14 protein-coding genes are annotated in these 14,881 nt (G+C 52.8%); 5 read left to right on the top strand and 9 right to left on the bottom strand.

Annotated features, from left to right (window positions below):
• Positions 1 to 49 precede the first annotated feature (49 nt).
• Positions 50 to 1,720, bottom strand: a complete 1,671-nt coding sequence (locus IPK01_04720; GenBank protein MBK7932797.1) for a M1 family metallopeptidase — start codon at positions 1,718 to 1,720, stop codon at positions 50 to 52.
• A gap of 67 nt (positions 1,721 to 1,787) precedes the next feature.
• Between IPK01_04720 and IPK01_04715 the strand changes: the two genes are divergently transcribed.
• Both IPK01_04715 and IPK01_04710 read left to right on the top strand, forming a co-directional pair.
• Positions 1,788 to 2,474: a peptidylprolyl isomerase gene (locus tag IPK01_04715; protein MBK7932796.1), complete on the top strand. Its 687-nt coding sequence runs from the start codon at positions 1,788 to 1,790 to the stop codon at positions 2,472 to 2,474.
• 4 nt (positions 2,475 to 2,478) lie between these two features.
• Positions 2,479 to 2,946, top strand: a complete 468-nt coding sequence (locus IPK01_04710; protein MBK7932795.1) for a hypothetical protein — start codon at positions 2,479 to 2,481, stop codon at positions 2,944 to 2,946.
• 28 nt (positions 2,947 to 2,974) lie between these two features.
• Here IPK01_04710 and IPK01_04705 read toward each other — a convergent pair whose 3' ends face one another.
• The 5 genes from IPK01_04705 to IPK01_04685 form a co-directional block, all read right to left on the bottom strand.
• Positions 2,975 to 3,358, bottom strand: a complete 384-nt coding sequence (locus tag IPK01_04705; protein ID MBK7932794.1) for a VOC family protein — start codon at positions 3,356 to 3,358, stop codon at positions 2,975 to 2,977.
• 4 nt (positions 3,359 to 3,362) lie between these two features.
• Positions 3,363 to 3,680 (bottom strand): tetratricopeptide repeat protein, encoded by a 318-nt coding sequence (locus IPK01_04700; protein ID MBK7932793.1) that lies wholly within the window; start codon positions 3,678 to 3,680, stop codon positions 3,363 to 3,365.
• A gap of 57 nt (positions 3,681 to 3,737) precedes the next feature.
• Positions 3,738 to 4,757: a radical SAM protein gene (locus IPK01_04695; protein ID MBK7932792.1), complete on the bottom strand. Its 1,020-nt coding sequence runs from the start codon at positions 4,755 to 4,757 to the stop codon at positions 3,738 to 3,740.
• Positions 4,758 to 4,841: 84 nt separating this feature from the next.
• Positions 4,842 to 5,396, bottom strand: a complete 555-nt coding sequence (locus IPK01_04690; protein MBK7932791.1) for a GNAT family N-acetyltransferase — start codon at positions 5,394 to 5,396, stop codon at positions 4,842 to 4,844.
• 68 nt (positions 5,397 to 5,464) lie between these two features.
• On the bottom strand, positions 5,465 to 6,643 hold the full coding sequence (locus tag IPK01_04685; protein MBK7932790.1) for an acyl-CoA dehydrogenase: 1,179 nt from the start codon (positions 6,641 to 6,643) through the stop codon (positions 5,465 to 5,467).
• Between the two features lie 117 nt (positions 6,644 to 6,760).
• Here IPK01_04685 and IPK01_04680 point away from each other — a divergent pair, with 117 nt between their 5' ends.
• Positions 6,761 to 7,798: a flippase-like domain-containing protein gene (locus IPK01_04680; GenBank protein ID MBK7932789.1), complete on the top strand. Its 1,038-nt coding sequence runs from the start codon at positions 6,761 to 6,763 to the stop codon at positions 7,796 to 7,798.
• Here the strand turns inward: IPK01_04680 and IPK01_04675 are convergent.
• The 3 genes from IPK01_04675 to IPK01_04665 form a co-directional block, all read right to left on the bottom strand.
• Positions 7,795 to 9,585 (bottom strand): SLC13 family permease, encoded by a 1,791-nt coding sequence (locus IPK01_04675; GenBank protein ID MBK7932788.1) that lies wholly within the window; start codon positions 9,583 to 9,585, stop codon positions 7,795 to 7,797. The genes IPK01_04680 and IPK01_04675 overlap by 4 nt on opposite strands.
• A gap of 125 nt (positions 9,586 to 9,710) precedes the next feature.
• A complete protein-coding gene (locus tag IPK01_04670; protein ID MBK7932787.1) occupies positions 9,711 to 10,940 on the bottom strand; it encodes a VCBS repeat-containing protein in 1,230 nt (409 codons plus the stop codon).
• Positions 10,941 to 11,004: 64 nt separating this feature from the next.
• Positions 11,005 to 11,340 carry a hypothetical protein gene (locus tag IPK01_04665; GenBank protein MBK7932786.1) on the bottom strand — a complete coding sequence of 112 codons (336 nt, stop codon included), beginning with the start codon at positions 11,338 to 11,340 and terminating at the stop codon, positions 11,005 to 11,007.
• 134 nt (positions 11,341 to 11,474) lie between these two features.
• Here IPK01_04665 and IPK01_04660 point away from each other — a divergent pair, with 134 nt between their 5' ends.
• Entirely contained in the window at positions 11,475 to 13,250 is a 1,776-nt protein-coding gene (locus IPK01_04660) for an alpha/beta fold hydrolase (GenBank protein MBK7932785.1), read from the top strand.
• A 44-nt stretch (positions 13,251 to 13,294) separates the two neighbouring features.
• Positions 13,295 to 14,854, top strand: a complete 1,560-nt coding sequence (locus IPK01_04655) for a serine hydrolase (protein ID MBK7932784.1) — start codon at positions 13,295 to 13,297, stop codon at positions 14,852 to 14,854.
• Positions 14,855 to 14,881: the final 27 nt, after the last annotated feature.

The following is a 14,881-nucleotide window of genomic DNA, read 5'->3' as shown; positions in this document are numbered from 1 at the left end:
ACCACATATGGGATATTGTTGCACTCAAATTTTGGAGATAAAGCTTAGGCTACTGCGCCCTCAAAACCCAGCCTTTCGGATCGACTACGGGCGGTGTGCCGGTGTATCTAACACTTCCTTTGCCGTCTTTCATCTCGATGCGTTCGGTTTTGCCGTTTATGACGACGTCGATGGGCATTGGGAATGGCATATCGTTCGGAGTTTCCCAGCGGAGCAACATAGGGCAATTGGTTGCGCAGTCGGCAGGGATATTGGTGACCAGTTTTGGCAGCTTGGGCTGGCGAAGGTACATTTCGAAGAGCCAGTCGAGTTCCATTCCCGAATCTTTCTCGGCGATGGTCAGGAAATCGTCGGTATTGACGAGGCGTTCCTGTCGGCCGTCGGTGTAGGATTCCAATTCCTTGGTCGGATAAGCCATGTGGCGGAGAGCGGCAAAGAAGGCCTTGTCGCCGATCAGATATCGCAGAGTGTGGAGAAAATAGGCACCTTTGCCGTAGATGTCGCCGTCAGAATCCAGATAATCGGGCTCGGACATATAGACCTGATAAGCGATCTTCGGCTCACGCGGAGCGACCGGCTGCTTGTTCTTGAAGCCGCGTGCACGGTCTCTCATCGCCTTAAGATAAGCCTCCTGACCGTGGAGCGTTTCGGTGTAGAGCGTGTCCATATACGACTGGAATCCTTCGTGGATCCAGAAATCACGCCAGTCGCTGGCCGTTACAAGGTTAGCCCAGTATTCGTGGCCGTACTCGTGCAGCAGCAGCCAGTCGGTGCCGTCGGGGTTGTAACGGAATTTGTTGCCGTATGCGATGTTTGTCGAATGTTCCATCCCGAGATGCGGCGTTTCGACGATGCCGACCTTTTGCGAACGGAAAGGGAACGGTCCGAGATATTTTTCGAAGAATGCGATGTATTTCTTCTGTTCGGCGATCAGGCCGGCACCTTTATCGAAACTCTCGGGCAGGATGTAAAACTTGATCGGCATCATCTCGCCGGTGATCGACTTGTAGCTGTCTTCGATCAGTTTGTACGGTGCGGCGTTGAAAACGAGCGAGTAATTAGCGATCGGATTGGTCATTCGCCAGCTGTAGGTCGACGTGCCGTTCGAGTTTTTCTTCGTGCTTTCAAGCTTGCCCGGACCTGTCGCGACCAGCGGATCGGGAACCGTAATGTGCATCGATGCGGTTGCCGGTTTGTCAGACGGATGATCTTTGCAAGGGAACATCAGATCGGCGCCGTCGTTTTGCAAGGCGACTGAGATCCAATCAGCACCGTTCAGCGTCTTTTCCCACATAAATCCGCCGATCCACGGAGCTCGCGGTGCAATTCGCGGCGTTCCGGAATATGTGATGCTCGTTTTGATCTCATCGCCGACCTGTTTGGTCATCGGGAACCAGATCCAGATCTTTCCGTTCTTATCGTGGCTGAATTTCACCTCACTGCCGCCCTCGGTAAGTTTGCTGATCGTGTAGGGCATGTCGAGGTTGAGGACGATGACATTGGTCGGGATAACCGTCCGTGCGGTCATCAAGGTCGTGCCCGTGATCGACTTGGACTTAGGGTCGGCACTCAGCGAGATGTCGTAATTTTGCACATCAAATACCGCTTGCTCAAACATCAGCGGGCCGCCCGTTTCTGTGGGCCGAACGCCAAGTTCGCGTTGTGCGAATGTAAAAGTGAAAGCCGCGATGACGAGAAAGAACGAAGATATGATGCGCATTGTACTGAACTCCCAAGATTGCTTTACTTATGAACCGATCTATTTGAAAATACATCAAAACAAAGAGATGTTAAAGAAAGGCCTATTTGCATTTATAGTTATTACGTTCGCGAGCGGCTTTGTGTTTTCCCAAGCTAACAACAGTGTCCCGACGCCGACGCCTGTTGTAAAGGAAACGCCCAAGGCAAATCCGCGGCCGACGCCAATGCCCTATGAGGCGATGCCGGAGCCTTTTGACAAGGCTGATGTTAAAGCGATGGCCGGACAATGCGTGTCATTCGACACCGAGGCAGGCATGATCGAGATCGAGGTATATCCCGAAAGCGCACCGGAATCGGTACGCAATTTTCTCAATCTCGCTGCAACCGGTCTGCTTGATACGACCACATTCAACCGCGTCGTTCCGGGCTTTGTGATCCAGGGCGGACGCCTCTGGTCTCGCGAAGGCGGAATTACGCGTGCGATGGGCGTACGTGCCCGGCGGACCATTCCGGACGAACCTAACAAGATACTGCACGAGCGCGGTGTCGTCTCAATGGCCCGCGGCGATGAACCTAATTCTGCTACGAACGACTTTTTTATTCTCGTCGCTAATGCGCCTTATTTAGACGGTAAATTCGCCGCTTTTGGCCGCGTGACGAAAGGAATGGATGTGGTCGATACGATCAACAAGGCGGCCGTCATCGAAGAAAAGCCCGAAAAGCCGGTTCGCATCAAAAAGGCCACGGTGAAGCCATGCGCCGCGGCTCAATAATCAGATGCGAGCCGTCATACGTGTTATCAAAGATCTTTTCCTCCTGATCGTAGCCGCTGTGGTCGGCAGTATCGTTGGCAGCCTCATGCTGTTGCTGGCGGTGACCTCGATCTATCAGAGTCCGTTGGTCACGCTGCTTGTTGCCTTTCTATTCACTCCGTTCCATCTTTCCGATTACAAGCGATTTTTCAAGGAACGCGAATGGTCGCTTATCGTTCTTCGATTCGTGCTCCTTACGGCAATAACCTCATTTTTGGTAGGAATGTTTCGGGCAGCTCTGGGTTATATGTCGCTCGATTGGTTCTTGCCGTTTCTGTTAGTGTTTACCGCTCCGACGTTATTTGTCCTGATCGCGGCTTACCTATTCTTCGCCTTCTTCTTACCTGACAATTCCTTTTTTGTCGGCTTGAACCGGTGGTGGAACGATCTCGTCCGCGGCGCCAAGGTATACGGCGCATGGTGGGACTACTAGATGTCTATGCGTCCGGTTTCGGGGGAGATCAGATAGTAGGTTCGGCAAACGCGATAACGTAACCATCAGGATCGATCGAATATGCCGCAGTGTGTCCCCAATCGCGAACCTTGATCCCGCTGATCTCACGTGCTCCATTTTTTATAGCCCGTGAATGAAATGCCTCAGCACTCTTCACGACCAAGTAGATCTCGGCCCGCGGTGAAAGGCCAGCGGCAACGGGCGGCGTTACCTCGTCACCAAAGAGGCGGACGGCTCCGGCCTCGGGCATAAGGCCGATAACTGTTCCCTCAGAGAGGCTGAATTCCGTCATTCCCGGCACGTTCAGAGTCGGTTCTGTTTCAAGGACCGCCGAATAGAACGCGGTGCTTCGAGCCTGATCGGCTACGTAAAGTATGAAATGTGTTTTCACTATTCTATTCGCTTAATTCGAGGTCCAGCGTCATCCGATATTCATTTGCCATCGACGGATGGCCATGAGCAATTGAGACATCGATCCCTTTCTTGTAAGTGTCGATCGCCTTTTCGCGGTTTCCCGTCTGGTTATAAGCTTGGGCGAGAACGCCGTACGCATTGCCTTCGTCGTCTGCCTTGGCAAGGTAATTCTCGAGCAGATCGATAACATCCTGGTGCTGGCCGAGTTTTTCATACTCTTTGGCAAGCCCGAACATGACCATTGTATTGTCAGGGTCGGCGTCGAGCATCTGGCGGAAAACTTCGATACGGTTTTGCATAAGAATTAGCTTAGCGGATTGAGTGCGGAAACACGACCGGTAGGGAGTGTGTTCGCCTTAGAAGAGACGCTGCTGGACAGGTATTTCAGAAACTTTCGGTTCGGGCTCAGCCGGTTTTTCGTGCTGGCGAAAGCCGAGGCGTTTGGCGTGGTAATCGAATAGTTTTTTTGTCACTTCCCATTGTTCGGTCTTGCCGGTCATGCGGTCTTTGTAGGTGGCGTGACGAAGCGTACCGCCGCGTTCGCGCTTCATGGTATTGATGATCTTGGTGACGCGTGTCGGCCGCAGGCGTTCGTGCATCTTATGGACGAAATACTCCTCGATCGAATCAGTGTCGAGATGCAGCATCGACATAAACGCCCGCGACGCACCGGATTCCTTGGCGCGTTCGAGAAGGCCCGGAATGTCCGATTCGTTGTAGCCCGGAATAACCGGGGCGATGCCGATACCGACCTCGATACCAGCGTCCGCGATCTCACGCATCGCTCTAAAACGGGCTTCCGGAACGGGCGTATATGGTTCGAATGGATTCGACTTTTCTTTCGTTAAAAATGGCAATGAAAAGAAGACCGACACTTTCTTGAGTTTTTTCAAAAGATCTATATCGCGCGTCACAAGTGGCGCCTTTGTAATTACACTGACGGGCACCTGAAAATCTACGCAGACCTCGAGGCATTTCCGTGTCAGCTCGTAGCTAGCCTCAAGCGGCAGATACGGGTCGGTCGCGAACGAGAAATCGAGATGCGGCATTTTGTCGCGGGTCTTTTTTAGTTCATGTCTGAGTATCTGCGGTGCGTTTGGTTTGACTACGATCTTTGTCTCAAAATCGGTTCCTGCACCGTAGCCCAGATATTCGTGATACTGGCGTGCGAAGCAATAAGTGCAGCCGTGAATGCATCCGCGATAGCAATTGACGGTGTAACGCCAACCACCTTCCCAATCCGAAGCGAAGGCCTTGGTGATCACTTTCCGTGTAGCCGTTTCCTCAAACACCTCAAGCTTGGTCGGCGGCGGCTCGCCAACGTATTCGGCTGAGTAATGATTGTAGGGATTTGGAGGATTTGTAATCTGTCGCACAAGTGCAACAATAATGCATTGATACCTAAAACGCAAAGAAACTCACCACAGAGTCACAGAGAGCACAGAGAAATCGAAAAACAGTTACTCTCCGTGTTCTCTGTGACTCTGTGGTGAAATATCTTTCTGCATCAACAGATCGGTCTGAGGGTCGCTTCCTAGTTGGAAAGTATGTTTGCCGACCTCGCGAAAGCCATTTTTAGTGTAGAAGGCCTGTGCCCGCGGGTTGTATTCCCATACGCCGAGCCACATCACGTCGCGGCCATTGGTTTTGGCATATTCAAAACACGCGTCCATCAGATTTTGCCCGACACCTTTTCCGAGAAACTCCTGATGCGAATAAAGGCGTGAAAGTTCGATCGGCCGCTCGGCGGTAATGCCTACTTCGGTGCTGTCGATTATCAGCTTTGCGTAACCAGCCGGCTTTTCGTTGATCTCGGCAATAAGAAAGATCGAGTTTTCGTCCGCCAGCTCGGCGGCGATCTGTTCGAGATTGAACGCCTGCCGCATGTAGTGGTTCAGGTCCTCAGGAGCGTTTTTCGGATGATGTGCAAACGCGTCCCAGAACGTCGTGTACGCGAGATCAGTGAGCGGCTGGGCGTCATCGGGAGTGGCTAGGCGTATCGAGATGTCAGACATAATCTTCACAGGGATAAAGGAGACAAAAGGGATTCGAGATCTCCTTTATCTCCTTCGTCCCTGTCAAATCACTTTCCGCTCATGATCAGCTTGGCAATGGTCTGGAGCTGCATGTTTGAGGTGCCTTCGTAGATCGAGCCGATCTTGCTGTCGCGCCAGAATTTTTCGACCGGATAATCTTTGACGTAGCCATAGCCGCCGAAGAGTTCGATGGCTTTTGAGGCTACGGCCTCGGCGCAGCGGGATGAGTAGAGTTTTGCCATCGCGGCTTCCTTAAGAAACGGCTTGCCGGCGTCTTTTAGGCGTGCGGCGTTATAGACGAGCAGGCGAGTGGCTTCGATCTCGACGGCCATTTCAGCCAGTTGAAATTGGACGGCCTGAAAATTGCCGATTGCCTGGCCGAATTGTTCGCGTTCCTGTGTGTATTTGAGGGCGGCCTCGAATGCACCTTGGGCAATGCCGAGCATCTGGGCACCGATGCCGATGCGGCCCTCGTTGAGGGTTTCGATCGAGACCTTGTATCCCTTACCGACCTCGCCGAGGACGTTTTCCTTTGGCACTTTACAGTTGTCGAGGATAAGTTCGGTCGTGGACGACGCGCGGATGCCGAGCTTGTCTTCCTTTTTGCCAACCGTGAATCCTTCAAAACCTTTTTCGACGATAAATGCTGTGATCCCTTTGTAACCGGCGCTCGGGTCGACCGTGGCAAACAGAATAAAGATCTCGGCCTCATTGCCGTTCGTGATCCAGAGTTTCTGTCCTGTCAGCTCATAATGATCACCTTTATCGACCGCACGCGTGGTCAATGCAAATGCATCCGAACCAGAGCCTGCTTCGCTGAGTGCATATGCGCCGACGCGTCCCTCGGCGAGCTGAGGCATGTATTTCTTCTTCAGGTCGTCGTCTGCCCAACGCATAAATGCGTTTGTGACGAGCGTGTTATGGACGTCGACAAATACCGACACGCTGGCGTCAACACGGGCAAGTTCTTCGATCGCCAAAATCGCATTGAAGATGGTCGAACCGGCACCACCGTATTCTTCGGGCGATTCGATCGCCATAAGGCCGAGTTCGAAACATTGTTTTATGAGATCGGGATCGAGCTTTGCGGCTTGCTCCATATGCTCGACACGCGGGCGGACCTCGCCCTCGGCAAACTCGCGGACAGATGCGCGAAATAACTCTTCTTCTTCGGATAGGGCCGTAAGTCCGGCGTTTGATAGTGCGGTTCCAGTTGCAGTGCTCATATTTGTTTCCTAAAACGTACTTTGTTAATCAGATTCGCTAAAATACCATTTTAGTCTCGCCGTAAGGTAAAGGTAAAGCAACCAATCGGCGTATTTCGAGTCTAAAACATCTACCGGATGCAAGAACAGAAACCGTCAAAACACATAAATCGGCTCAAGATCGCCGGGACGATATTGACGCTCGGCGGCATTGCCCTATTTGCATATTTTATTTATGCGGTCGGTGTCGGTGAATTGGTCGACGGTATTACAAGGTTCGGGGTCGTCGGTTTTGCGGTGATCTTGCTGATCTTTGCTGTTCGGATATGTGTCCGTTCAGCGTCGTGGTCATTATCGGTCTATGACCCCTACAAACTGAGGCTGCGTGACACGATCCCGGCGGTAATAATCGGCGAAGCGGCAAGCAGTGTGATTCCGCTCGGGATCTTGATCAGCGGGACAGCCAAGGCCGTCGCGGTCCGACATCGCGTGCCCCTCGTTGTCGGATTGTCATCGGTCGCGACCGAGAATCTTTTTTACAGCCTGACGACCAGTCTTTTTCTTATCTTGGGCGCCGTGACATTTCTGAGAAACACCACCCTCGACGAGAGTTGGGTGCTGACGATAGATATCCTGATCGCCGGAATCGTCCTGCTGCTCATATTCTTGTTCTTGCTTGTCGTGCGGCAGTGGCACATCTTCAGCGAAGTGTGCGAATCACTGTATCGCCGAGGCTATTTTAAGAATCTGCTGGAAAATGGCCGGCTGCAGGTGCGGTTGTTTGAGAACTTGATATTTGGTTTTTACCGCCGCCACCCAAGGCGGTTCCTGCCGATCGTCGGCCTCGGAACTGTCTATGATTTACTCGGGGTGGTCGAAGTCTATTACGTTCTCAGCCGCCTCAGCGATGCGGTTCCCAGCTTGTTGACGTCGTTTCTGCTCGAATCGGTCAGCCGTTTGATCACGATCCTATTCAAACTGATACCGCTCACCATAGGCGTCGATGAAGCGGGGGCAAAATTTGTCGGCGACACCGTCGCTCTTGCCGCCGGTGTCGGCGTAACTCTCGCGATCATTCGCAAAGGACGCATTCTATTTTGGACCGCGATCGGCACGATCCTGATCATAAAACGAGGGCTCAGATTAAAGGATATAACTAAGGCCCAGCATTCCTAGAGCGGCCAAAAGATCGGGACGAGGAAGATCGACACCGCAAAAACGATGATCGTCAGGATGGTGCCGATCTTCACAAAATCCATAAATCTATAGCGGCCGGGCGTATAGACGAGGACGCATGCCGGTTCGAGCGGTGTGATGAATGAGAATGAGGCGGCGTAGGTGACCGCGACGACAAATGTGCGCGGATTGAGGCCAAGAGCTACGGCAGCTTTGACTGCGACAGGTAAAACGACCAATGCGGCGGCCTGATTGGACATTGGTTGGGTCAGAGCGACCGTCAAAACAAAGAATCCCGCAAGAACTGCCGTTCCGCCAAACTGTCCGAAATAGTTGTTAATGATCGCCGCCAGAAATTTGTCGGCGCCCGTATTTTCCATCGCGACGCCAAAGCTCATCATGCACGCGATAAGGACCAACAGTCGAAAATCGATCAGCGAGTACATCTCGCTGTACCGGACGGTCTTTGTCGCCAACAGCAGCATTACGCCGCATAGCACGCACATCGCAAGCGGGATGTCATAGCCTATAATTACCTTTGAAAGTGACAGTGCAAGAAAAAGTCCGAATGCGGCTATAGCCCATTTTCGCTTGTCGATGCGAACGTTCGATTCGGAAACGTCCTCGAGGATCATGACTTCGCGGTCCGCGACCAATGGTTCGATCCGGACGCGCTTTCCCTGAACGAGCAAAACGTCACCGAAAATAAATTTTACATCGCTCAGTTTGTTGATAAACGTTTCGCCGTGGCGATTTATGGCGAGGACGGTCAGGTCATACGTCTGACGGAATTTAAGCGTTTTGAGCGATTGGCCGACAAGCCGCGAATCGCGCATTACTAATACTTCGAATAGTTCGACATCGTCACCTTCGAGAACAACATCGTTGAGCATAAAATCAGGCTTGATCTCGAGCCCGATCTCTTCTTTCACGCGCAGAATGTCGCTGATCTTGCCCTCGACAATCAAAGAATCACGCCGCTGGATACGTTCATCAGTTCCCGGAACATTGATCTTTTCACCATCTCGTACGATGCCGAGCACGGTCAGGTCGAGTCTTGTGTTGAGGTTGGCCTCGCTGAGCGTTTGTCCGACCAGCGGCGAGTCGGGCAGGACGATCAATTCGGAAACGTATTCGCGAATCTGATATTGCTCGGTGAACGATTCTTCGCCGCCGCGGCTCGGCAGCAGTTTCCGGCCGACGAGCAGCATGTAGACCATTCCGACCGCAAATGTGATGATGCCGACCGGTGCCAACTCGAACATCGAATACGGCTCCATCCCGTATCGAACGATTGCGCCGCTGACAGCAAGGTTGGTCGACGTTCCGATCAATGTGCAGCTGCCGCCAAGAATGGCTCCGAAAGCGAGCGGCATCAGCAGTTTTGACGGCGGGATCTTGGCCCTGGCGGCGAGACCCATCACGACGGGCAGGAACATTGCCGTCGTGGTCGTATTCTTTAAAACAGAAGCACCGAGAGCGGCGGCGAACATTATCAGTGCAGTTAGGACAAACTCGCTATCCCCGGCGATCTTATGCATCCGACGGCCGATAAGGTCGACCATTCCGGTCTTAATGAGGCCTCCGACGAGCAGGAAAAGGCCCGCGATCGTGATGATTATGTCATTGCCAAATCCGGCGACAGCGTCCTGCACGCTGAGTACGCGTGTCAGGACCAAGCCCATTACAAGCAAAATGCCGATCACATCTACCGGCAGCTTTTCGCTGGCAAAAAGCAATATCGCCGCTACAAGCAGCAAAAGTGTGATCACGATCTCAGGTGTCATCGTGCGCAAAGGATAGCAGGGAAAGGAGATAAGTGACAAGAGAAAAGACACCTGCAATAAAAAAGAACCGGGAATATTACTTTCTATTCCCGGCTCCGTTCTCCTGACACTCGTACAACGAATCCTTACTGAGCTCCGCCCTGAACAGGAATGTCGCCATTCACACCGAATGGATATCCGAAGAAGGTTGTGAAATCGGTACTGCTTCGCAACACGAAGAAGTTGCCATTCGAGGGCCGCCAGAGTGCGATGTCGCTCTTTCCGTCCTTATCGTAATCGCCAACCACAGGTTTGTCGCCGTTCTGGCCGAATTGTGCTCCGTATACAGAACTGTTCGAACTGCGTCTGAAATACCATTCGCCGTTCGAGGGACGAAAGATCGCGACGTCCGCACGCGAATCGCCATCGAAATCCCCGTCCAGCGGTATATCGCCCGGCAGGCCAAAGTTTTCTTGGGAAACCGTATTGGAACCGCTGTTTATGCGAAACCATGTGCCGCTACTTGGACGAAAGATGGCTGAGTCGGAAATACCGTCGCCATCAAAATCACCGCTGTGGAATTGAGATGCACGAGGTTCGCCGTAGATGAAATCATCCATTGCGACCACGTCGACACCACTCACACCGTCGTTATTGGTGGAGGAAAGTGCGGCGTTTCCGCTTTCTATGACCACGCGGGCTATGCGTTCGCCCGCATTGAACGAAATACCGACGAACGAAAGGCCATTGTCCAGAACCCCGGCGGAAGCAGCTGAAAGCTGTCTGCCGTCGGTTCCATAAACGCGGATCAGAGATCGGTTTCCACCCGTCGCCGAATCGACATCGGCAAAGATAACGCCAAAACCGCTGACGGTCGCCGGAGTGTTCGTTCCCGGGATCACAAAATTGACTTCCATAATATTCGTGTTGCGGACCGTGAACAGGCGTTGAGCGCTAAATGTCGTAAAGATCGACGAGTAGGTCGCGTTGATGTTGGCAAACCGGACGGGCACGCCCGAGGCGGTGGTTGCGCTGACGGCAAATTGATTGAGCGCGGCTCCGGTGGCATCCTCAATGGCGTTAAAAATTACGCCCCGAGGGCTGTTCACGTTAAAAAAATCTAACGGCAGATTGTTTGGTTCCGAAAAACTGTCGGGCACGCCGTCCCAGTTGATCTCTCGCCGGCCGGATGTGAACAATCCGCCAACGCCGTTGTTGGCACCGCCAAGATCGGCTCGAAACTGATCGACGATCGCTTGAAGAGCGGCCGTATTTGCACCGGTCCCTTGCCGCACGACGGGAGCTGCCCATGCCCCGCCCGTCATGACAAATAGCAAAAGACCACTAAGTATTGTTCTAAAAGATCGAAAGTTCATTTTTACTCCTCTAAATTTATTGCTCCGCATTTACGGTGCGATGAAAGTCCCCCAAAGATCTGTTTTAATAAATTCGACCGATCTCATCTAAGCCATGTGAGGCCGAGTCTAGGATGAGCTTCGTCCCTTTGTCGTGTCTTTGCTGCATTTCTGCTAACAGCGAAGGGACACAGATCGCCGTGCCGGTAGGTCCATGTTCGTGATGAACCCCAAATCGTGTAACAAAACCAAGAAATTCACCCAACTCAATATCGAAAAGCTCCGCAGCCAAGGACGCGGTTACGCAATCGACGTCCGAATTACACTTACTGCAGTTGACGATCGTCGTGTGTGCCCGCTTTCTTATGAGCTGCACTCTTTCGAATTCGATAACGATCTCCCGCTGCCGTTTTGTTGTCATAAGATCATGCATCTTCGTGTTAAAATCGCGGTTAGCCGGAATACTTTCCTGACCAATTTCAGTTTGCCGCAGCGGGCATGATCTATTCTTTAGGTTTTTATGAAAGATTTCTGAAGAATTTATGAAGAGGACAGATGGCGGATAACGCACGAGCAATTTACAGCTTTTCGAGGTTTCGCCTTGATGCCGCCGAACGCCTTTTTTTCGATGGCGAGGCGGCACTGCAGATGCCGCCGAAGCTGTTTGACACTCTTCAAATGCTGGTTGCGAATGCGGGCAAGGTGCTGAGCAAAGAGCGGATGCTCGAAGAGGTTTGGGAAGGCAGCTTTGTTGAGGAGAACAATCTCGCTCAGAATATCTCGCAGCTCCGTCGAATTTTGGGCGCTGAGATGATCGAGACCGTGCCGAAATTCGGCTATCGGTTCATTGGCGAGGTTTCGACCGACCAAAGGCTGACGTCCGAACCCGAAGTTGTCGAGACAGTGCGTGCCCGAGTTTACATTGATGACGGGACACACAGTTTCGAAAGAGGCGCGTCCCCAATTCATACTTCGTCGTCACCCCTTCTTATAAGGCAAACGCCCGAGACGCGGTATGTCCAAAACGGCGAAGTAAATATTGCGTACCAGGTTCTAGGCGACGGCCCAGTTGATATTGTTTTTGTCATGGGCTGGGTGTCGCATCTTGAGTATTTTTGGAAGCATCACCTCTTAGCATCGTTTCTCGAACGCCTCGCTTCATTCTCTCGGCTGATTCTGTTTGACAAACGCGGAACAGGCCTTTCGGATCGCGTTCCATTGAGCGAACTGCCGACGCTCGAACAGCGAATGGAAGATGTGCATGCTGTAATGGACGCAGTCGGTTCGCAGCGGGCTATCCTCGTTGGCGTCAGCGAAGGCGGGCCGATGTGTTCGCTTTTCGCCGCGACATATCCCGAGAGAACTGCGGGCCTCGTAATGATCGGCACTTATGCTAAACGCATCCGTGACGACGAATATCCGTGGGCTCCGACCGAAAAGCAGCGTGAGGCCTTTTTCGAGCTGATGCGAAATGAATGGGGCGGGCCCGTGGGTATCGACGAGCGTGCACCGTCGATGGCGAATGATCCCGAATTTCGCGAATGGTGGGCGACGTATCTACGAATGGGAGCGAGCCCGGGTGCCGCAGTTGCTTTGACAAAGATGAATGCCGAGATCGACGTTCGCGGCGTGCTGCCGTCGGTGCGCGTGCCGACGCTTGTTATTCACCGCTCAGGCGATATGTGTCTCAAGGTCGAAGAAGGGCGTTTTGTCGCGACACAAATTCCTGATGCAAAATACGTCGAACTTGGCGGCATAGATCACCTGCCGTTTGTCGGTGATCAGGCTGAGATACTCGACGAGATCGAACAGTTTGTCACTAGTGTCCGTTCGGCCGGCGAATACGACCGTGTCCTCGCAACCGTGATGAGCGTCTCATTTGCCGATCCGGATGCCGAGTCGTCAAGACGCGGCACGGATGGATGGGAGGAATTCATCGCTCGTTCAAAGGCGTTCGTTCGCCGTCAGCTGCCAATGTACAAGGGCCGTGAGGTCTCGGTCGGCGACGAAGAGACGCTGGCCGCTTTCGACGGCCCGGCGCGAGCCATCCGCTGTGCAGCGGCAATAAACCAGGCCGCGGAAGCACAGGGTATCGCACTCAAGATCGGCCTCCATACCGGCGAATGTGACGTACTTGGCGATTCGTACAGCGGCTTTGCCGTCGATCTCGCCCGACAGATCGCTGATCTCTCGGGGGACGGCAACATTCTTGTCTCGCGGACCGTAAAAGACCTCGTTGCCGGTTCCGGACTGGAGTTCCGCGAATTGGGCGTTCGTTCGTTCGACGGCATCGATGGCGATTGGCGACTTTTCGAAGTACTAATGGCGTAAACGCGAGTTTGAACGAGCGTGCCAAAACAACGATTTGGAGTAATATGAAAAACCTGAAGTTACTTGTCTTAATTCTTTTCGTCTTCCCGCTCTTCGTCCACGCACAAACTCTCGACGAAAAGCTTAAAGAGATAGACGATTACGCAAACACCGTGATCTCAACCTGGAAAGATTCCGGCGCCGGAATGTCCATTGCGATAGTTAAGGACGACAAGGTCGTGATGCAAAAGGGCTACGGTATTCGGGAATTCGGAAAGCCGGACAAGCCGGACGAGAACACGGTCTTCGCCATCGCATCGAATTCAAAGGCATTCACAACGGCGAGCCTTGCGATACTTGTTGATGAGAAAAAGCTCAATTGGGACGACAAGGTTTCGAAATATCTGCCTGACTTTCAAATGTACGATCCGTGGGTAACGAGCGAATTGACCATTCGCGACCTGGTGACGCACCGTGTCGGGCTCGACACGTTCAGCGGCGATCTGCTCTGGTACGAGACGACCTATTCGCCCGACGAGATTCTTCGTCGTTTGCGCTATCTCAAGCCCGTCTCGAGCTTTCGTACGCGTTATGGTTATCAGAATCTGATGTTCATCGCCGCCGGAAAAGTGGTCGAAAAGGCCTCGGGTACATCGTGGTGCGATTTTGTCACGACGCGTATCCTCAAACCGCTCGACATGAACCGCACTACTTGCAGCATCAAGAATCTCCCCGACAACGCTGCCTGGCCGCATAACGAATCAGGCGGCAGACTGCGCGCCTTGCCGCGCGGAAATGTCGATGGTTCGTATTCGGCTGCGGCTCTGAATTCGTCGGTTGTAGATCTATCAAAATGGGTTCGAACGCAGTTAGGCAAAGGCAAATTCGAGGGCAAACAGATCTTTAGCGAGCAGCAAAGCTGGCAGATGCACCAGCAATGGCTGGCACAGCAAGTCGGGCCGGCAGCGACGCCGGGAATCCAACCGCGACATTTTTCGGGTGTCGGAATGGGATGGTTCGTTTATGATTACTACGGCCGCAAGATCATCAACCACAGCGGCGGACTCGACGGTATGCTCTCGTACACCGTGCTGATCCCTGAGGAGAATGCGGGCTTTGTAGTGTTAACCAACAGTGAGTCGCCGGCGTTTGCGGTCATGATGAACAAGATACGTGATGTGCTGGTCGGTGCTCCGAAACGCGATTACATAGCAGAAGGCGTCAAGCGAATCGCCGACGGCAAGACACACGATGCGGAAGAAAAGGCAAAGGTTGACGCCGCCCGCGTTAAAGACACCAAACCGTCGCTCGCCATCGCTCAATATGCCGGAACCTACGGCGACAAACTTTATGGCGACGTGACGATCGCCGCGGAGAACGGCAGGCTCGTGATGCGTTTCGGCCCGTCGCCAAATTTCGTCGCTGACCTCGAACACTGGCACTATGACACCTTCGAGATCAAATGGCGCCCGTCCGTCTCGTACAATTTTCCGCGAGGCTTTGTAACATTCACTATCGACAAAAACGGGAAGACCGACCAGCTAAAGGTCGACCAGCCGAACAACGATTTTTGGTTTTATGAGCTTGATCTGAGGCGTCGCGACGGTATTGGATCAGGAAGGTGACCTTTTACTTTGGGGAAGGTCATTAAA

It is taken from the genome of Acidobacteriota bacterium (genome assembly GCA_016713675.1).
In the GTDB taxonomy this organism is placed as follows: domain Bacteria; phylum Acidobacteriota; class Blastocatellia; order Pyrinomonadales; family Pyrinomonadaceae; genus OLB17.
The sequence above is the reverse complement of the archived record's forward strand: the minus strand, read 5'-3'. Positions and strand labels throughout refer to the sequence as shown.